The 18,436-nt window shown below is 69.6% G+C and carries 15 protein-coding genes; 1 reads left to right on the top strand and 14 read right to left on the bottom strand.

Features of this window, described 5'->3' with window-relative positions; translation table 11 throughout:
- Positions 1-9 precede the first annotated feature (9 nt).
- Positions 10-618, top strand: a complete 609-nt coding sequence (locus tag ACFYQ6_RS18090; protein WP_361583032.1) for a Uma2 family endonuclease — start codon at positions 10-12, stop codon at positions 616-618.
- A 13-nt stretch (positions 619-631) separates the two neighbouring features.
- On the opposite strand, the gene recQ is transcribed toward ACFYQ6_RS18090, so the two are convergent.
- The 14 genes from recQ to ACFYQ6_RS18020 all read right to left on the bottom strand — a co-directional run bounded on the left by recQ (position 632) and on the right by ACFYQ6_RS18020 (position 18,425).
- Positions 632-2,614 (bottom strand): DNA helicase RecQ, encoded by a 1,983-nt coding sequence (gene recQ / locus ACFYQ6_RS18085; RefSeq protein WP_361583035.1) that lies wholly within the window; start codon positions 2,612-2,614, stop codon positions 632-634.
- Between the two features lie 122 nt (positions 2,615-2,736).
- Entirely contained in the window at positions 2,737-4,401 is a 1,665-nt protein-coding gene (nuoN, locus tag ACFYQ6_RS18080) for an NADH-quinone oxidoreductase subunit NuoN (protein WP_361583037.1), read from the bottom strand.
- Complete coding sequence (locus tag ACFYQ6_RS18075) at positions 4,398-5,969, bottom strand: NADH-quinone oxidoreductase subunit M (protein WP_361583039.1); 1,572 nt, start codon at positions 5,967-5,969, stop codon at positions 4,398-4,400. The genes nuoN and ACFYQ6_RS18075 overlap by 4 nt, the downstream gene beginning before the upstream one ends.
- Before the next feature lie 4 nt (positions 5,970-5,973).
- A complete protein-coding gene (nuoL, locus tag ACFYQ6_RS18070) occupies positions 5,974-7,893 on the bottom strand; it encodes an NADH-quinone oxidoreductase subunit L (protein WP_361583042.1) in 1,920 nt (639 codons plus the stop codon).
- Between the two features lie 12 nt (positions 7,894-7,905).
- Entirely contained in the window at positions 7,906-8,205 is a 300-nt protein-coding gene (gene nuoK / locus ACFYQ6_RS18065) for an NADH-quinone oxidoreductase subunit NuoK (RefSeq protein ID WP_033297526.1), read from the bottom strand.
- Positions 8,202-9,035 (bottom strand): NADH-quinone oxidoreductase subunit J, encoded by an 834-nt coding sequence (locus tag ACFYQ6_RS18060; protein WP_361583046.1) that lies wholly within the window; start codon positions 9,033-9,035, stop codon positions 8,202-8,204. The genes nuoK and ACFYQ6_RS18060 overlap by 4 nt, the downstream gene beginning before the upstream one ends.
- A complete protein-coding gene (gene nuoI / locus ACFYQ6_RS18055) occupies positions 9,032-9,628 on the bottom strand; it encodes an NADH-quinone oxidoreductase subunit NuoI (protein WP_361583047.1) in 597 nt (198 codons plus the stop codon). Before nuoI ends, ACFYQ6_RS18060 begins: the two co-directional genes overlap by 4 nt.
- On the bottom strand, positions 9,621-11,039 hold the full coding sequence (gene nuoH / locus ACFYQ6_RS18050; RefSeq protein ID WP_388763748.1) for an NADH-quinone oxidoreductase subunit NuoH: 1,419 nt from the start codon (positions 11,037-11,039) through the stop codon (positions 9,621-9,623). Before nuoH ends, nuoI begins: the two co-directional genes overlap by 8 nt.
- Positions 11,036-13,543: an NADH-quinone oxidoreductase subunit G gene (locus ACFYQ6_RS18045; protein WP_388763746.1), complete on the bottom strand. Its 2,508-nt coding sequence runs from the start codon at positions 13,541-13,543 to the stop codon at positions 11,036-11,038. The genes nuoH and ACFYQ6_RS18045 overlap by 4 nt, the downstream gene beginning before the upstream one ends.
- The gene (gene nuoF, locus ACFYQ6_RS18040) at positions 13,540-14,913 is read right to left on the bottom strand and encodes an NADH-quinone oxidoreductase subunit NuoF (RefSeq protein ID WP_361583055.1); all 1,374 of its coding nucleotides are present in this window, start codon (positions 14,911-14,913) and stop codon (positions 13,540-13,542) included. Before nuoF ends, ACFYQ6_RS18045 begins: the two co-directional genes overlap by 4 nt.
- Complete coding sequence (gene nuoE, locus ACFYQ6_RS18035) at positions 14,913-15,752, bottom strand: NADH-quinone oxidoreductase subunit NuoE (RefSeq protein ID WP_361583189.1); 840 nt, start codon at positions 15,750-15,752, stop codon at positions 14,913-14,915. Before nuoE ends, nuoF begins: the two co-directional genes overlap by 1 nt.
- 29 nt (positions 15,753-15,781) lie before the next feature.
- Complete coding sequence (locus tag ACFYQ6_RS18030; protein ID WP_388763744.1) at positions 15,782-17,158, bottom strand: NADH-quinone oxidoreductase subunit D; 1,377 nt, start codon at positions 17,156-17,158, stop codon at positions 15,782-15,784.
- On the bottom strand, positions 17,158-17,874 hold the full coding sequence (locus tag ACFYQ6_RS18025; RefSeq protein ID WP_361583061.1) for an NADH-quinone oxidoreductase subunit C: 717 nt from the start codon (positions 17,872-17,874) through the stop codon (positions 17,158-17,160). Before ACFYQ6_RS18025 ends, ACFYQ6_RS18030 begins: the two co-directional genes overlap by 1 nt.
- Positions 17,871-18,425 carry an NADH-quinone oxidoreductase subunit B family protein gene (locus tag ACFYQ6_RS18020; protein ID WP_145804190.1) on the bottom strand — a complete coding sequence of 185 codons (555 nt, stop codon included), beginning with the start codon at positions 18,423-18,425 and terminating at the stop codon, positions 17,871-17,873. Before ACFYQ6_RS18020 ends, ACFYQ6_RS18025 begins: the two co-directional genes overlap by 4 nt.
- Between the last annotated feature and the right edge of the window lie 11 nt (positions 18,426-18,436).

Below are 18,436 nucleotides of genomic sequence, written 5' to 3'. Positions count from 1 at the left end.
GGAGCACTGATGAGCATCGAACCCGAGGCCCCCGAGCCGCGGTGGGCGGTCCCGCCCGTGGGCGGCTGGACCGCCGATGACCTGGACACACTCCCGAATCTGCCTCCGCACACGGAGCTGATCGACGGGAGCCTGGTTTTCGTGAGTCCGCAGACGTTGTTCCATACACGGGCGGTCAGCTTCTTCGAATGGCAGCTGGAGTCGCTGGCACCGCCTGAGCTGGAGGTCGTCCGAGAGTTCACCATCGACATCGACTTCCAGAACCGGCCCGAACCCGATGTGGTCGTCGTGCGCGCGGACGCGGTCGAGAGTCTGCGGCAGACACGGTTCCCCGCGAGCAGTGTGCTGCTGGCGATCGAGGTCGTGTCCGACGAGTCCGTCACCCGCGACCGGGAGACCAAGCCCGTGAAGTACGCCCGTGCGAAGATCCCGCACTACTGGCGGGTCGAGAATCAGGACGGCCGGGCGGTCGTCTACGTGTTCGAGCTGGAACCCGCGACCGGCGCGTACACGTCCACGGGGATCTTCCATGACCGGATGAAGGTGTCCACTCCCTTCACCATCGATCTCGACCTGCCCGCGATCGTCTCGCGCCGCCGGGCGGCGAAGCCGGAGTAGATCCGGCTGCCGCTCAGTCGAACTCCGGCGGCTCCTCGTCCCAGCCGAACTCCGGGTCCGCGTCCGGGGCAACCGACGGCGCCTTCGGCTCCGGGGTCCGGGCCGCTGCAGGGGCCGTGCCCGGCTCCGAAGCGGTGGCGGGGGCCGCGTCCCCCAGTCCGGCCAGCACCTCCAGCACGCCCTCGCCGTACGTCGCGAGCTTCTTCTCGCCGAGGCCGCTGACCCCGCCCAGCTCCGCGAGCGAACCAGGCCGCAGGGTCGCGATCTCCCGCAGCGTCGCGTCGTGGAAGATCACGTACGCCGGGAGGCCCAGTTCCTTCGCCTGGGCGCCTCGCCAGGCGCGCAGCGCCTCGAACACCGGGACGGCCTCGGCCGGCAGGTCGGCCGCGGCCGCCGCCGACTTGGCCTTGCGCTCGCCCGAGCCGCCGGACCGCGTCGTGGGCCTCTTCGGCTCCTTGCGGAGCAGCACCTCGCGCTCCCGGCCGAGCACGGAACCGCTCTCCTCGGTCAGCACCAGCGTGCCGTACTCCCCCTCGACGGCGAGCAGTCCCTGGGCCAGCAGCTGGCGCACGACACCGCGCCACTCCGCCTCGGACAGCTCCTCGCCGATACCGAAGACCGAGAGCTGGTCGTGGTCGAACTGGATCGTCTTGGCCGTCTTGCGGCCCAGCAGGATGTCGATGATCTGACCGGCCCCGAACTTCTGGTTCCGCTCCCGCTTCAGCCGGACCACGGTGGACAGCAGCTTCTGGGCGACCACCGTGCCGTCCCAGGTCTCGGGCGGGGTGAGGCAGGTGTCGCAGTTGCCGCAGGCCTGCTCGCCGGGTTCCTGGCCGAAGTACGTCAGGAGCTGGGCGCGGCGGCACTGCACGGTCTCGCAGAGCGCCAGCATGGAGTCGAGGTGCGAGCCGGCGCGACGCCGGAAGGCCTCGTCACCCTCACCGCTCTGGATCAGCTTGCGCTGCTGGACGACGTCCTGGAGTCCGTACGCCATCCAGGCCGTGGACGGCGCCCCGTCACGCCCCGCGCGACCCGTCTCCTGGTAGTAGCCCTCGACGGACTTCGGCAGGTCGAGATGGGCGACGAAGCGCACGTCGGGCTTGTCGATGCCCATGCCGAAGGCGATCGTCGCGACGACGACCAGGCCCTCCTCGCGCAGGAAGCGCGCCTGGTGCGCGGCGCGCGTACCGGCGTCGAGACCCGCGTGGTAGGGCACGGCCTCGATGCCGTTGCGGCAGAGGTACTCGGCGGTCTTCTCCGTGGAGTTGCGTGAGAGGCAGTAGACGATGCCGGCGTCCCCCGGGTGCTCCTCCTTGAGGAAGGTGAGCAGCTGCTTCTTCGGGTCGGACTTCCCCACGATGCGGTACTGGATGTTGGGGCGGTCGAAGCTCGCCACGAAGTGCCTGGCGTCGGGCATGCCCAGCCGCTGGGTGATCTCCCGGTGCGTGGCGTCGGTGGCCGTGGCCGTCAGCGCGATGCGGGGCACGCCGGGCCAGCGCTCGCCCAGCACCGACAGGGCCAGGTAGTCGGGGCGGAAGTCGTGGCCCCACTGCGCGACACAGTGGGCCTCGTCGATGGCGAAGACGGAGATCTCACCGCGGGCCAGCAGCGAGAGCGTCGAATCGAGGCGCAGCCGCTCGGGGGCCAGATACAGCACGTCGAGCTCACCGGCGACGTACTGGGCCTCCATCGAGCGGCGCTCGTCGAAGTCCTGGGTGGAATTCATGAAACCCGCGCGGACACCGAGCGCGCGCAGCGCGTCCACCTGGTCCTGCATGAGTGCGATGAGCGGGGAGATCACGATGCCTGTGCCGGGCCTGACCAGGGCCGGGATCTGGTAGCAGAGGGACTTGCCGCCACCGGTGGGCATGAGCACGACCGCGTCGCCGCCCCCGACGACATGCTCGATCACCGCGCCCTGCTCGCCGCGGAACGCCTCGTACCCGAACACCCGGTGCAGCGTCTGCTGCGCAGCGCTCTCGGTCGTCACACTCATCGTCCGCCCGCTCCGTTCCGTACCGCCGCACCCGTCCACTGCAACCATAGGCGCCGCCTACGACAACGCCGGACGGGCTTGACTTCCAGGCCCGTCCGGCGTCGTCGTGGTGGTGCCGTGCGTCACCGCACGAACACGCCCGCCTGGCTCGCCAGGTCGAGGAAGTACTGCGGGGCGAGACCCAGCACGAGGGTCACGGCGACCCCGACCGCGATCGTGGTCATCGTCAGCGGGGACGGGACGGCGACCGTGGGGCCGTCCGCCTTCGGCTCGCTGAAGAACATCAGGACGATGACCCGGATGTAGAAGAACGCGGCGATGGCCGACGAGATCACACCGACCACGACGAGGCCGCCCGCGCCGCCGTCCGCCGCCGCCTTGAAGACGGCGAACTTGCCGGAGAAGCCGGAGGTGAGCGGGATGCCGGCGAAGGACAGCAGGAACACGGCGAAGACCGCCGCGGTCAGCGGGGAGCGCCGGCCGAGCCCGGCCCACTTCGACAGATGGGTCGCCTCGCCACCGGCGTCGCGCACGAGTGTGACGACGGCGAAGGCGCCGACGGTCACGAAGGAGTACACGCCGAGGTAGAAGAGGACCGAGGAGACACCGTCGGGGCTGGCCGCGATCACACCGGCGAGGATGAAGCCCGCGTGCGCGATCGAGGAGTAGGCCAGGAGCCGCTTGATGTCCGTCTGGGTGATCGCGACGATCGCTCCGCCCAGCATCGTGACGATCGCGACGCCCCACATGACGGGACGCAGGTCCCAGGTGAGGCCGGGCAGGACGACGTACAGCAGGCGCAGCAGCGCGCCGAACGCGGCGACCTTCGTGGCGGCGGCCATGAAGCCGGTGACCGGGGTCGGGGCGCCCTGGTAGACGTCCGGGGTCCACATGTGGAACGGCACGGCACCGACCTTGAACAGCAGGCCCATGAGGATCATCGCGCCGCCGATCAGCAGCAGCGCGTCGTTGCCCATGGTGTCCGCGAGGGCGGGGTCGATCTCCGTGACGCTGCCGTCCACGACGTTGGCGATGCCCGCGTACGAGACGGTGCCCGCGTATCCGTAGAGGAGGGCGATCCCGAAGAGGAGGAACGCCGAGGAGAACGAGCCGAGCAGGAAGTACTTCACCGCGGCTTCCTGCGACATCAGCCGCTTACGGCGGGCGAGGGCGCACAGGAGGTAGAGCGGGAGGGAGAAGACCTCCAGGGCGACGAACAGGGTCAGCAGGTCGTTCGCCGCGGGGAAGACCAGCATGCCCGCCACCGCGAAGAGGGCCAGCGGGAAGACCTCGGTCGTGGTGAAGCCGGCCTTGACCGCGGCCTTCTCCCCGTCGCTGCCGGGTACCGCTCCGGCCTGGGCGGCGAAGGAGTCCACCCGGTTGCCGTGCGAGGCCGGGTCGAGACGGCGCTCGGCGAACGTGAAGACGGAGATCATCGAGACGAGCAGGATGGTGCCCTGGAGGAACAGGGCGGGTCCGTCGACTGCGATGGCGCCCATGGCGGCGATGTGGGCGCTCTTGGCGGCGTAACCGTCGGCGGCGAGCCCCACCACCGCGGCGAACGCGGCGGCGAGGGCCACGACCGTGAGGAACACCTGCGTGGTGTACCGCGCCCGGCGCGGGAGGAAGGCCTCCACCAGGATGCCGAGGACGGCGGCGCCGACCACGATCAGGACCGGGGCGAGCTGGGCGTACTCGATGTCCGGAGCGGTGAACCTGTCCCCCGCGGCGGCCGATGTCACCTCGCCCGCCGTCGTCCACAGGCTGTGGACAGCTGTTGCGCTCACTTGGCGGCCTCCACCTCGGGCTGGGGGTCCTGCTTCTGTACGTCGTGCATGGTGTGCTGGACCGCCGGGTCGACGACCTCGGTGAGCGGCTTAGGAAAGACGCCCAGGAAGATCAGCATGGCGATCAGCGGAAGCGCCACCGCGAGCTCACGGACCTTGAGGTCGGGCATGCCCCCGATCCCCTCCCTGACCGGTCCCGTCATCGTCCGCTGGTAGAGGACCAGGACGTAGAGCGCCGCCAGCACGATGCCGAAGGTGGCGATGACGCCGACCACCGGGTACGCGCTGAACGCGCCGACCAGGACCAGGAACTCACTGACGAACGGCGCCAGTCCGGGGAGCGAGAGGGTGGCCAGACCGCCGATCAGGAAGGTCCCCGCCAGCAGGGGCGCCACCTTCTGCACCCCGCCGTAGTCGGCGATGAGACGCGAACCCCGCCGCGTGATCAGGAATCCGGCGACCAGCATCAGCGCCGCCGTCGAGATGCCGTGGTTGACCATGTAGAGGGTCGCGCCCGACTGTCCCTGACTGGTCATCGCGAAGATCCCGAGCACGATGAAGCCGAAGTGCGAGATCGACGCGTAGGCGATGAGCCGCTTGATGTCGCGCTGGCCCACGGCGAGCAGGGCGCCGTAGATGATGGAGATCAGCGCCAGGACGAGGATCACCGGCGTCGCCCACTTGCTCGCCTCCGGGAACAGCTGGAGGCAGAAGCGGAGCATCGCGAAGGTGCCGACCTTGTCGACGACCGCGGTGATCAGGACGGCGACCGGGGTGGTCGCCTCTCCCATGGCGTTGGGCAGCCAGGTGTGCAGCGGCCACAGCGGGGCCTTGATCGCGAAGGCGAAGAAGAAGCCCAGGAAGAGCCACCGCTCGGTGGAGGTCGCCATGTCCAGCGAGCCGTTGGCCCGGGCCTCGGCGATCTCCGCGAGCGAGAAGCTCCCCGCGACGACGTACAGACCGATGACGGCGGCCAGCATGATGAGCCCGCCGGCCAGGTTGTAGAGGAGGAACTTCACCGCGGCGTAGCTGCGCTGCGCCGCCGCGTTCTCGTCGCTGCCGGAGTGCGCCCGGTCCCCGAAACCGCCGATGAGGAAGTACATCGGGATGAGCATGGCTTCGAAGAGGATGTAGAAGAGGAAGACGTCGGTGGCCACGAAGGAGAGGATCACCATCGCTTCCACCATGAGGATCAGGGCGAAGAAGCCCTGGGTGGGGCGCCAGCGGCTGGAGTTCGTCTCCAGGGGGTCGGCGTCGTGCCAGCCGGCCAGGATCACGAAGGGGATCAGCAGCGCGGTGAGCGCCAGGAGCGCCACCCCGATGCCGTCGACGCCCAGTTCGTAACGGACCCCGAAGTCCTTGATCCAGGCGTGCGATTCGGTGAGCTGGTAGCGCTCGCCGCCCGGCTCGAAGCGGGCGAACACGATGCCGGCCAGGACGAGCGTGGCCAGCGAGACGGCCAGGGCGAGCCACTTGGCCGCGGTGCGCCGGGCGGCCGGGACGGCGGCGGTGGCGATCGCGCCGATCGCCGGGAGCGCCGCCGTCGCTGTCAGGAGGGGAAAGGACATGGGATCAGACCGCCCTCATCAGCAGGGTCGCGGCGATGAGGACCGCCGCACCGCCGAACATCGAGACCGCGTAGGAGCGGGCGTAGCCGTTCTGCAGCTTGCGCAGCCGGCCGGAGAGCCCGCCCATCGAGGCGGCCGTGCCGTTGACGACTCCGTCGACCAGGGTGTGGTCGACGTAGACCAGCGACCGGGTGAGGTGTTCGCCACCGCGGACCAGGACCACGTGGTTGAAGTCGTCCTGGAGGAGATCCCGGCGGGCCGCCCTGGTGAGCAGCGAGCCGCGCGGGGCGACGGCGGGGACGGGCCTGCGCCCGTACATCGCCCAGGCGATCGCGACACCGATGACCAGCACCACCATGGTGGCCGCCGTGACGGTGGCCGCGCTGACCGGGGGGTGCCCGTGTTCGTGTCCGGTGACGGGCTCCAGCCAGTGCACGAAGCGGTCACCGATGGAGAAGAAGCCTCCGGCGAAGACCGACCCGAAGGCCAGCACGATCATCGGGATCGTCATGGACTTCGGTGACTCGTGCGGGTGCGGCTCGTGTCCCTCGCCCGCGGCGGAGCCGCCGTCGGATGCAGTCGGCTGCCAGCGCTTCTCGCCGAAGAACGTCATCAGCATCACGCGCGTCATGTAGAACGCGGTGATCGCGGCGCCCAGCAGCGTGACGCAGCCGAGGATCCAGCCCTCGGTGCCCCCCTTGGCGAATGCCGCCTCGATGATCATGTCCTTGGAGAAGAAGCCGGACAGTCCGGGGAAGCCGATGATCGCGAGGTAGCCGAGGCCGAAGGTGACGAAGGTGACCGGCATGTACTTCCGCAGCCCGCCGTACCTGCGCATGTCGACCTCGTCGTTCATGCCGTGCATGACCGAACCGGCTCCGAGGAAGAGCCCGGCCTTGAAGAAGCCGTGCGTCACCAGGTGCATGATCGCGAACACGTAGCCGATGGGGCCGAGGCCGGCGGCGAGGATCATGTAGCCGATCTGCGACATCGTCGAGCCGGCGAGTGCCTTCTTGATGTCGTCCTTGGCGCAACCGACGATCGCACCGAAGAGGAGCGTGACCGCGCCGACGACCACGACGACCAGCTGTGCGTCGGGGGCGGCGTTGAAGATCGCGCCGGAACGGACGATGAGGTAGACGCCCGCGGTCACCATCGTGGCCGCGTGGATGAGGGCCGAGACCGGGGTCGGGCCCTCCATCGCGTCACCGAGCCAGGACTGCAGCGGCACCTGCGCCGACTTGCCGCAGGCCGCGAGGAGCAGCATGAGGCCGATGGCGGTGAGCTTGCCCTCGCCGGTCTCCCCGGTCGCTTCGAGCACCGGCCCGAAGGCGAAGGTGCCGAAGGTGGTGAACATCAGCATGATCGCGATGGACAGGCCCATGTCGCCGACCCGGTTGACCAGGAAGGCCTTCTTGGCGGCGGTGGCCGCGCTGGGCTTGTGCTGCCAGAAGCCGATGAGCAGGTACGACGCCAGACCGACGCCCTCCCACCCGACGTACAGCAGCAGGTAGTTGTCGGCGATGACCAGCAGCAGCATCGCCGCGAGGAAGAGGTTCAGATAGCCGAAGAAGCGGCGCCGGCGCTCGTCGTGCTCCATGTAGCCGATGGAGTAGATGTGGATCAGCGTGCCCACACCCGTGATCAGCAGGACGAACGTCATCGACAGCTGGTCGAGCTGGAAGGCCACGTCGGCCTGGAACCCCTCGACCGGGATCCAGCTGAACAGCTTCTGGTGCAGAGCGCGGTCCTCGGCGCCCTTGCCGAGCATGTCGGTGAACAGCACGGCACCGACGACGAAGGACGCGGCGGCGAGCACCGTGCCGATCCAGTGTCCGGTCCGGTCGAGCCGACGGCCGCCGCAGAGCAGGACCGCCGCTCCGAGCAGGGGCGCCGCGACCAGCAGCGCAATCAGGTTTTCCACGATTCCGACCCCTTACAGCTTCATCAGGCTGGCGTCGTCGACCGAGGCCGAGTGGCGGGAGCGGAACAGCGACACGATGATCGCGAGCCCGATGACGACTTCCGCGGCGGCGACGACCATCGTGAAGAAGGCGATGATCTGGCCGTCGAGGTTGCCGTGCATCCGGGAGAACGCGACGAGCGCGAGGTTGCAGGCGTTGAGCATCAGCTCGATGCACATGAACACCACGATCGCGTTCCGCCTGATCAGCACGCCGGAGGCGCCGATCGTGAACAAAAGGGCCGCGAGGTAGAGGTAGTTGACCGGATTCACTTGGCGACCTCCTCCTCTTCATCCGCCGCGTCACGGCCGAGCCGCTCCCCGGACCGCTGTTCCAGCGCCTTGAGTTGGGCGAGCGACTCGCTGGACACGTCGCGGATCTGGCCGCGCCGGCGCAGCGTCTGCATGACGGTGAGCTCGGACGGCGTGCCGTCCGGGAGCAGTCCGGCGATGTCCACGGCGTTGTGCCGGGCGTAGACACCGGGGGCCGGCAGCGGAGGTACGTGACTGCTGCGCACCCGCTCCCGGGAGAGTTCCTGCTGGGTCTTGGCGCGTTCGGTGCGCTCGCGGTGCGTGAGCAGCATCGCGCCGACGGTGGCCGTGATCAGCAGGGCGCCGGTGATCTCGAACGCGAAGACGTACTTGGTGAAGATGAGGTTGGCGAGGCCCTCGACGTTGCCGCCGTGCCGGGCGTTCGCCGTGCCGAGACCGTTGAACGTCTGCAGGGACGCCTGCCCGATCCCGGCGATCAGCAGGACGCCGAAGCCGAGGCCGCAGGCGGCGGCCAGCCAGCGCTGCCCCTTCAGGGTCTCCTTCAGGGAGTCCGCCGCGGTGACACCGACGAGCATGACCACGAAGAGGAAGAGCATCATGATCGCGCCGGTGTAGACGACGATCTGCACGATGCCCAGGAAGTACGCGCCGTTGGCGAGGTAGAAGACCGCCAGCACGATCATGGTGCCGGCGAGTGACAGCGCGCTGTGCACCGCCTTCTTCATCAGGACGGTGGAGAGCGCGCCGATGACGGCGACGGAGCCGAGCAGCCAGAACTGCACGGCCTCGCCGGTCGACGTGGCGGTGGCGGCGGCCAGGGCGGGGGTCATGCGTCCACCTCCGTGTCCGCTTCGCCCTTGGACACGGCGGTCTGGCGTTCCGTGCCGGGGGCGGCCTGCGTCACCAGGCCCCGGTAGTAGTCCTGTTCGTCCATGCCCGGGAAGATCGCGTGCGGGCTGTCGACCATGCCTTCCTCCAGCCCCGCGAGCAGCTCGTCCTTGGTGTAGATGAGGCTCTCGCGCGTGGTGTTGGCGAGCTCGAACTGATTCGTCATCGTCAGTGCCCGGGTGGGGCACGCCTCGATGCAGAGCCCGCACAGGATGCAGCGCGCGTAGTTGATCTGGTAGACGCGGCCGTAGCGCTCCCCCGGGGAGTAGCGTTCCTCGTCGGTGTTGTCCGCGCCTTCGACGTAGATCGCGTCCGCGGGGCACGCCCAGGCGCACAGCTCGCAGCCGACGCACTTCTCCAGCCCGTCCGGGTGGCGGTTGAGCTGGTGCCGCCCGTGGAAGCGCGGCGCCGTCACCTTCTGCGTCTCCGGGTACTGCTCGGTCAGCCGCTTCTTGAACATGGCCTTGAAGGTCACGCCGAAGCCGGCCACAGGATTCTGGAACTTCTCCCCTGAGGGCTCTGAGGACTCAGACACCGTCGGCCTCCCTTCCGTCACTCGAACTTCCGGCGATCGCCGGGTCGTCACTCTGAGTATCCGGCCCGCCACTGACAACGAGCTCCCGCTCGCGTCGCGGCCTGCGGCGCGGCACCGGCGGCAGGGCCTGGCCGGGCAGTGGCGGCACGGGATATCCGCCCGCCATCGGGTCGAACGCCGGCTCGGGTCCGGCCGCCTCCTCGGCTGCCTTGGCCTTGCGGTCCCTGAAGATCTCGGCGACGAAGGAGAGCAGCAGTACGGCGATGACCGCTCCCGCGACGTACAGCAGGATCTGCGAGAAGTCGTAGCCCTCGTTGTTCAGCGCCCGCACGGTGGCGACCAGCATCAGCCAGACCACGGAGACCGGGATCAGGACCTTCCAGCCGAGCTTCATCAGCTGGTCGTAGCGGACGCGGGGCAGTGTGCCTCGCAGCCAGATGAAGAAGAAGAGGAGCAGCTGCACCTTGATGACGAACCAGAGCATGGGCCACCAGCCCTGGTTCGCGCCCTCCCAGAAGGTGCTGATCGGGTACGGGGCCCGCCAGCCGCCGAGGAAGAGGGTCACGGAGACCGCGGAGACTGTGACCATGTTGACGTACTCGGCGAGCATGAACATCGCGAACTTGATGGACGAGTACTCGGTGTTGAAGCCGCCGACCAGGTCGCCCTCGGACTCCGGCATGTCGAAGGGGGCCCGGTTGGTCTCGCCGACCATCGTGACGATGTAGATGATGAAGGAGACCGGCAGCAGGAGGACGAACCAGCGGTCCTCCTGCGCGGCGACGATCTCCGACGTCGACATCGACCCCGAGTAGAGGAAGACCGAGGCGAAGGCGGCGCCCATCGCGATCTCGTAGCTGATCATCTGGGCACACGAGCGCAGGCCGCCGAGGAGCGGGTACGTCGATCCGGAGGACCAGCCGGCCAGCACGATGCCGTAGATGCCGACCGAGGCGACCGCGAGGATGTACAGCATCGCGATCGGCAGGTCGGTCAGCTGCATCGACGTCTGGTGACCGAAGATCGACACCTGGTTGTCGGCCGGGCCGAACGGGATCACCGCGATCGCCATGAACGCCGGTGCGGCGGCGACGATCGGGGCCAGGACGTAGACGACCTTGTCGGCCCGCTTGACGACGACGTCTTCCTTCAGCATCAGCTTGACGCCGTCGGCGAGCGACTGGAGCATGCCCCAGGGCCCGTGCCGGTTGGGGCCGATGCGCAGCTGCATCCAGGCGACGACCTTGCGCTCCCACACGATGGAGAAGAGCACGGTCACCATCAGGAACGCGAAGCAGAACACCGCCTTGACGACCACGAGCCACCAGGGGTCCGTGCCGAACATCGAGAGGTCCTCGGCCGCGAGGACGGCGCTGTGCGGTGCCGCGGCGAGTTGGGCGAGGCCGGTCACTCTCCTACCTCCGATGTCACGACGTGGGAGCCCGGGGCCGCGGGGCCGATCCGGACCAGTCCGCCCGGCTGGACGCCGGTGTCGGCGGGGACGCCCCGTCCGACGGAGTTGAGCGGCACCCACACCACCCGGTCCGGCATGTCGGTGACCACGAGCGGCAGTTCGGTGGAGCCCGCCGGGCCGCTGACGGCGAGCAGGTCGCCGTCCTTCACCCCGGACTCCGCGGCGGTGGCCGGGGAGAGCCGGGCGACGGACGCGTGCCGCGTACCGGCCAGCGCCTCGTCGCCCTCCTGGAGCCGGCCCCGGTCGAGCAGCATCCGGTGGCCCGCGAGGACCGCCTCGCCGTCGCCGGGCCGGGGCACCGGCCGGGACGTCGCCCGCGGGTCCTCGGCGTGGCCGCCCTCCCGGCCGCCGAGGCGGTCGAGTTCACTGCGCGCGGCGCGCAGGTCGGGCAGGGCGAGGGACACGCCGAGCGCGTCGGCCAGCATGTGCAGCACCCGCGCGTCGGTCGGGCAGAGCGTCCTCGGCAACTGCTCGGGCTTGAGCGCGGCTTCGAACATCCGCGCCCTGCCCTCCCAGTTGAGGAAGGTGCCGGGCTTCTCCGGGACCGCGGCGACGGGGAGGACCACGTCGGCGCGTTCGGTGACGGCTCCGGGCCGCAGCTCCAGCGAGACGAGGAATCCGACCTCGTCCAGGGCCTGGAGCGCCCGGGCCGGGTCGGGCAGGTCCTCGGGGTCGACCCCCGCGACCAGCAGTGCGCCCAGCTCGCCGGTGGCCGCGGCCTCCACGATCTGGCCGGTGTCGCGGCCGAAGCGCGAGGGCAGTTCGGCGATGCCCCAGGCGGAGGCCACCTCCTGCCTGGCCCGCGGGTCGGTGGCGGGACGGCCGCCGGGCAGCACCGACGGGAGCGCGCCCGCCTCCAGCGCACCCCGTTCGCCGGCCCGGCGCGGGATCCACACCAGTGCGGCTCCGGTCGCGGCGGCGGTGCGAAGGGCCGCGGTGAGTGCACCGCGCACCCCGGCGAGCCGCTCGCCCACGACGATCACGGCGCCCTCGGCGCGCAGGGCCTCGGCCGCGACGGCTCCTTCGCCGTCCAGGCCGACCCCGCCCGCGAGCGCGTCCAGCCATTCGGTCTCGGTGCCCGGTGCGGCGGGCAGCAGCGTGCCGCCCGCCTTCTCCAGGCCCCGGCTGGCGTGCGAGGCGAGCGCGAACGTCCGCTGCCCGTGCTTGCGGTGTGCCTTGCGGAGCCGCAGGAAGACGCCGGGCGCCTCCTCCTCGGACTCGAAGCCGGCCAGCAGGACCGCCGGCGCCTTCTCCAGCGAGGTGTACGTGACCCCGCTGCCGTCCAGGTCGCGTCCCCGCCCGGCCACGCGGGCGGCCAGGAAGTCGGCCTCCTCCCCGCTGTGGACGCGGGCCCGGAAGTCGATGTCGTTGGTGTCGAGGGCGACCCGCGCGAACTTGCTGTACGCGTAGGCGTCCTCGACGGTCAGCCGGCCGCCGGTGAGCACACCGGTCCTGCCCCGCGCCGCCGAGAGACCGGCAGCCGCCGCTTCCAGCGCCTCGGGCCAGCTCGCCGGTTCCAGCACGCCGTCCGCGTTGCGCACGAGCGGGGTGGTGAGCCGGTCGCGCTGCTGGGCGTAGCGGAAGCCGAAGCGGCCCTTGTCGCAGAGCCACTCCTCGTTGACCTCGGGGTCGTTGGCGGCGAGCCGCCGCATGACCTTCCCGCGCCGGTGGTCGGTACGCGTCGCGCAGCCGCCGGCGCAGTGCTCGCACACCGAGGGCGACGACACCAGGTCGAAGGGCCTGGAGCGGAAGCGGTACGCCGCCGAGGTGAGCGCCCCGACGGGACAGATCTGGATGGTGTTGCCCGAGAAGTACGACTCGAAGGGGTCGCCCTCGCCGGTGCCGACCTGCTGGAGGGCGCCGCGCTCGATCAGCTCGATCATCGGGTCGCCGGCCACCTGGTTGGAGAAGCGGGTGCACCGCGCGCAGAGCACGCACCGCTCACGGTCCAGCAGCACCTGGGTGGAGATGGGGACGGGCTTCTCGAAGGTGCGCTTCTGCCCGTCGAAGCGGGATTCGGCGCCGCCGTGCGACATCGCCTGGTTCTGCAGGGGACACTCGCCGCCCTTGTCGCAGACCGGGCAGTCCAGCGGGTGGTTGATGAGGAGGAGCTCCATCACCCCCTTCTGGGCCTTCTCCGCGACGGGCGAGGTGATCTGCGACTTCACGACCATGCCGTCGGTGCACGTGATGGTGCAGGACGCCATCGGCTTGCGCTGGCCCTCGACCTCGACGATGCACTGCCGGCAGGCGCCGGCCGGGTCGAGGAGCGGGTGGTCGCAGAAGCGCGGGATCTCGATGCCGAGGAGTTCGGCGGCACGGATGACGAGGGTGCCCTTGGGCACGCTGATCTCGATGCCGTCGATCGTGAGCGTGACGAGGTCCTCGGGCGGAACGGCCGCCTCGCCGCCCCCGGAGGGCGCACTCGTGGTGACTGTCATGCGTTCACCCCCCGGTGAGCGTTCTTGTCGTCTTTTTCGTCGGCCCAGACGGTCGACCTGGCGGGATCGAAGGGGCAGCCCTTGCCGGTGATGTGCTGCTCGTACTCCTCGCGGAAGTACTTCAGCGAGGAGAAGATCGGCGAGGCGGCGCCGTCGCCGAGGGCGCAGAACGACTTGCCGTTGATGTTGTCGGCGATGTCGTTGAGCTTGTCGAGGTCGGCCATCTCCCCCTTGCCCGCCTCGATGTCGCGGAGCAGCTGGACGAGCCAGTACGTGCCCTCACGGCAGGGCGTGCACTTGCCGCAGGACTCGTGGGCGTAGAACTCGGTCCAGCGGGTGACGGCGCGCACGACGCAGGTGGTCTCGTCGAAGCACTGCAGTGCCTTGGTGCCGAGCATGGATCCGGCGGCGCCGACGCCCTCGTAGTCCAGGGGGACGTCGAGGTGTTCGTCGGTGAACATCGGGGTGGAGGAGCCGCCGGGGGTCCAGAACTTCAGGCGGTGGCCCTCCCGGATGCCGCCGCTCATGTCGAGCAGCTGGCGCAGGGTGATGCCGAGCGGGGCCTCGTACTGGCCGGGGCTGGTGACGTGCCCGCTGAGCGAGTACAGCGTGAAGCCCGGGGACTTCTCGCTCCCCATCGACTTGAACCAGTCCTTGCCCTTGTTCAGGATCGCGGGAACCGAGGCGATGGACTCGACGTTGTTCACCACGGTGGGGCAGGCGTACAGACCGGCGACCGCGGGGAAGGGGGGTCGCAGCCGGGGCTGGCCGCGCCGTCCTTCGAGCGAGTCGAGCAGCGCGGTTTCCTCACCGCAGATGTAGGCACCCGCGCCCGCGTGGACCGTGAGCTCCAGGTCGAGCCCCGAACCCAGGATGTCCTTCCCCAGGTAGCCCGCCTCGTAGGCCTCGCGCACGGCCTCGTGCAGCCGCCGCAGGACGGGGACGACCTCGCCGCGCAGATAGATGAAGGCGTGCGAGGAGCGGATCGCGTAACAGGCGATCACGATGCCCTCGATGAGGCTGTGGGGGTTCGCGAAGAGGAGCGGGATGTCCTTGCAGGTGCCCGGCTCCGACTCGTCGGCGTTGACGACGAGGTAGTGCGGCTTGCCGTCGCCCTGCGGGATGAACTGCCACTTCATCCCGGTGGGGAAGCCCGCGCCTCCGCGTCCGCGCAGACCGGAGTCCTTGACGTACGCGATGAGGTCGTCCGGTGACATGGCGAGCGCCTTGCGCAGGCCCTCGTACCCCTCGTGACGGCGGTAGGTGTCCAGCGTCCAGGACTCGGGCTCGTCCCAGAAGGAGGAGAGGACCGGGGCCAGGAGCTTCTCCGGGCTCGTCCCGTTCTTGTCGATCTCGGCTGCCAACGTCATCACTCCCCCTCCTCGGCGGCGGGTCCGGCCGGGTGCTCCGGGTCGGAGGCCGATGTCTGCTGCGGTGCGTCGTGCGAGCTGAGGTGCTCGCTCGGCGACGGCTCGTGCGGGGCCGCGCCCTCGGGCGCCGTGTCCCGGGGCCGCTCGCCCCTTGGGCCGACCACGCGCGCGTGCGGCGAGGCCTCGCCCCTGGCGAGCTTCAGCCCGACCAGGGAGGCGGCCCCCGCTCCGCCGCTCGCCTCGACGGCGCCGGGGCGCTCGTCGGGGAAGCCGGCCAGGATCCGGGCCGTCTCCTTGTACGTGCACAGCGGCGCGCCCCGGGTGGGCTCCACCGTCCGGCCGGCGATCAGGTCGTCGACGAGCCGCGTCGCGCTCTCCGGCGTCTGGTTGTCGAAGAACTCCCAGTTCACCATCACGACGGGCGCGAAGTCGCAGGCCGCGTTGCACTCGATGTGCTCGAGGGTGACCTTGCCGTCCTCGGTGGTCTCGTCGTTGCCGACGCCCAAGTGCTCCTTGAGCCGGTCGAAGATGGCGTCCCCGCCCATGACCGCGCACAGGGTGTTGGTGCAGACCCCGACCTGGTAGTCACCGCTCGGCCGGCGCCGGTACATCGTGTAGAAGGTGGCGACCGCGGTGACCTCGGCGGTGGTGAGGCCGAGCTGGTCCGCGCAGAAGGCGATGCCCGTGCGGGAGACGTATCCCTCCTCGGACTGCACCAGGTGCAGCAGCGGCAGCAGCGCGGAGCGGCTGCCGGGGTAGCGGGCGATCACCTCCTTCGCGTCCGCTTCGAGCCGGGCGAGCACCTCGGCCGGGTAGGCGGGGGCAGGGAGCTGCGGCATCCCCAGGCTGACTTCTCGGTTGGCTGCGGTCACCGGTCGACGCCTCCCATCACGGGGTCGATGGACGCGACGGCGACGATGACGTCGGCGACCTGGCCGCCCTCGCACATCGCCGCCATGGCCTGGAGGTTGGTGAAGGACGGGTCGCGGAAGTGCACCCGGAAGGGCCGGGTGCCGCCGTCCGAGACGACGTGCACGCCCAGTTCGCCCTTGGGCGACTCCAGAGCGGTGTACGCCTGCCCGGTGGGGACCCGGAAGCCCTCGGTCACCAGCTTGAAGTGGTGGATCAGGGCCTCCATGGAGGTGCCCATGATCTTCTTGATGTGGTCGAGGGAGTTGCCGAGACCGTCGGGTCCGAGCGCGAGCTGCGCGGGCCAGGCGATCTTCTTGTCGGCGACCATGACCGGGCCCGGCTCCAGCCGGTCGAGGCACTGCTCGACGATCCTGAGCGACTGGCGCATCTCCTCGAGCCGGATGAGGAAGCGGCCGTACGCGTCGCAGGTGTCCGCGGTGGGCACGTCGAACTCGTAGGTCTCGTAGCCGCAGTACGGATCGCTCTTGCGCAGGTCGTGCGGGAGCCCAGCGGACCTGAGGACCGGACCGGTGGCACCGAGCGCCATGCAGCCGGTCAGGTCGAGGTAACCGACGTCCTGCATGCGTGCCTTGAAGATGGGGTTGCCGGTGGCGAGCTTGTCGTACTCCGGCAGGTTCTTCTTCATGGTCTTCACGAAGTCGCGGAGCCGGTCGACCGCCCCCATGGGCAGGTCCTGGGCGAGGCCCCCGGGCCGGATGAACGCGTGGTTCATGCGGAGCCCGGTGATCAGCTCGAAGAGATCGAGAACGAGTTCACGATCGCGGAAGCCGTAGATCATGATCGTCGTGGCGCCGAGCTCCATGCCGCCGGTGGCGATGCACACCAGGTGGGAGGAGATCCGGTTGAGCTCCATCAGGAGCACGCGCAGGACGGTGGCCCGGTCCGGGATCTGGTCCTCGATGCCGAGGAGCTTCTCGACCCCGAGGCAGTACGCCGCCTCGTTGAAGAAGGGGGTGAGGTAGTCCATGCGGGTGACGAAGGTGGTGCCTTGCGTCCAGTTCCGGAATTCGAGGTTCTTCTCGATGCCGGTGTGGAGGTAGCCGATGCCGCAGCGGGCCTCGGTGACGGTCTCGCCGTCGATCTCCAGGATCAGCCGCAGCACGCCGTGCGTGGACGGGTGCTGGGGACCCATGTTGACGATGATGCGCTCGTCGTCCGCCTTGGCGGCGGACTCGACGACCTCGTCCCAGTCGCCGCCGGTGACTGTATATACAGTCCCCTCGGTCGTGGCGCGGGCATCGGAAAGGGGCGTCCCGGCGGGACCCGATGTGGGGTGGTGGCCGGGAGACGGGTGGGAACGGGGAGTAGTCATCAGCTGTACGACCTCCGCTGGTCCGGAGCCGGGATCTGGGCGCCCTTGTACTCGACGGCGATGCCGCCGAGCGGGTAGTCCTTGCGCTGCGGGAAGCCCTGCCAGTCGTCCGGCATCATGATCCGCGTGAGGGCGGGATGCCCGTCGAAGATCAGCCCGAAGAAGTCGTAGGTCTCGCGCTCGTGCCAGTCGTTGGTCGGGTAGACACCGACCAGGGACGGGATGTGCGGGTCGCTGTCCGGGGTGGAGACCTCCAGGCGGATCAGCCGCCCGTGGGTGAGCGAGCGCAGGTGGTACACCGCGTGCAGCTCGCGGCCCTTGTCCCCCGGGTAGTGGACGCCGCTGACGCCCGTACAGAGTTCGAAGCGCAGGGCGGGGTCGTCGCGCAGGGTGCGGGCGACCTGGACCAGGTGCTCGCGGGCGATGAAGAAGGTGAGTTCGCCCCGGTCGACGACCGTCTTCTCGATGGCGTCGGCGGGAAGCAGGTCCTGTTCCTCCAGGGCCCCCTCCAGCTCGTCGGCCACTTCGTCGAACCAGCCGCCGTACGGCCGGGAGGTGGCTCCCGGCAGGCTCACCGTGCGGACGAGTCCGCCGTAGCCGGAGGTGTCGCCGCCGTTGTTGGCGCCGAACATGCCCTTGCGTACGCCGATGACCTCGCCGGAGTCGTCCCGCGGGGTCGGCACCTGGCCGCTGTTGGTGTTCTGTTCCTCGCTCATCGCAGCAGCCCCTTCATCTCGATCAGGGGAAGTGCCTTGAGCGCCGCCTCCTCCGCCTCGCGGGCGGCCTCCTCCGCGTTGACCCCGAGCTTGGTGCCCTGGATCTTCTGGTGGAGCTTGAGGATGGCGTCGATCAGCATCTCGGGGCGCGGCGGGCATCCCGGCAGATAGATGTCGACCGGGACAATATGGTCAACGCCCTGAACAATGGCGTAATTGTTGAACATTCCACCCGACGATGCGCAAACCCCCATGGAGATCACCCACTTGGGGCTCGGCATCTGGTCGTAGACCTGCCGGAGGACGGGCGCCATCTTCTGACTGACCCGTCCCGCGACGATCATCAGATCCGCCTGCCGCGGCGATCCGCGGAAGACCTCCATCCCGAACCGGGCCAGGTCGTACCGCCCGGCGCCGGTCGTCATCATCTCGATGGCGCAGCAGGCGAGGCCGAAGGTGGCAGGGAAGACGGAGGACTTCCGCACCCAGCCGGCGGCCTGCTCGACAGTGGTCAGCACAAAGCCGCTCGGCAGCTTCTCTTCGAGTCCCATGGTGTGCCCCT

The sequence above is a fragment of the Streptomyces sp. NPDC005494 genome (assembly GCF_042872025.1).
In the GTDB taxonomy this organism is placed as follows: Bacteria; Actinomycetota; Actinomycetes; order Streptomycetales; family Streptomycetaceae; genus Streptomyces.
The sequence above is the reverse complement of the archived record's forward strand: the minus strand, read 5'-3'. Positions and strand labels throughout refer to the sequence as shown.

Coding starts and splice junctions, on each gene's coding strand:
- ACFYQ6_RS18030 (WP_388763744.1), bottom strand. CDS start 17,158: ATGACTACTCCCCGTTCCCACCCGTCTCCCGGCCACCACCCCACATCG.
- ACFYQ6_RS18060 (WP_361583046.1), bottom strand. CDS start 9,035: ATGACCCCCGCCCTGGCCGCCGCCACCGCCACGTCGACCGGCGAGGCC.
- ACFYQ6_RS18020 (WP_145804190.1), bottom strand. CDS start 18,425: ATGGGACTCGAAGAGAAGCTGCCGAGCGGCTTTGTGCTGACCACTGTC.
- recQ (WP_361583035.1), bottom strand. CDS start 2,614: ATGAGTGTGACGACCGAGAGCGCTGCGCAGCAGACGCTGCACCGGGTG.
- ACFYQ6_RS18025 (WP_361583061.1), bottom strand. CDS start 17,874: ATGAGCGAGGAACAGAACACCAACAGCGGCCAGGTGCCGACCCCGCGG.
- nuoE (WP_361583189.1), bottom strand. CDS start 15,752: ATGCCGCAGCTCCCTGCCCCCGCCTACCCGGCCGAGGTGCTCGCCCGG.
- ACFYQ6_RS18045 (WP_388763746.1), bottom strand. CDS start 13,543: ATGACAGTCACCACGAGTGCGCCCTCCGGGGGCGGCGAGGCGGCCGTT.
- ACFYQ6_RS18075 (WP_361583039.1), bottom strand. CDS start 5,969: ATGTCCTTTCCCCTCCTGACAGCGACGGCGGCGCTCCCGGCGATCGGC.
- nuoF (WP_361583055.1), bottom strand. CDS start 14,913: ATGACGTTGGCAGCCGAGATCGACAAGAACGGGACGAGCCCGGAGAAG.
- ACFYQ6_RS18090 (WP_361583032.1), top strand. CDS start 10: ATGAGCATCGAACCCGAGGCCCCCGAGCCGCGGTGGGCGGTCCCGCCC.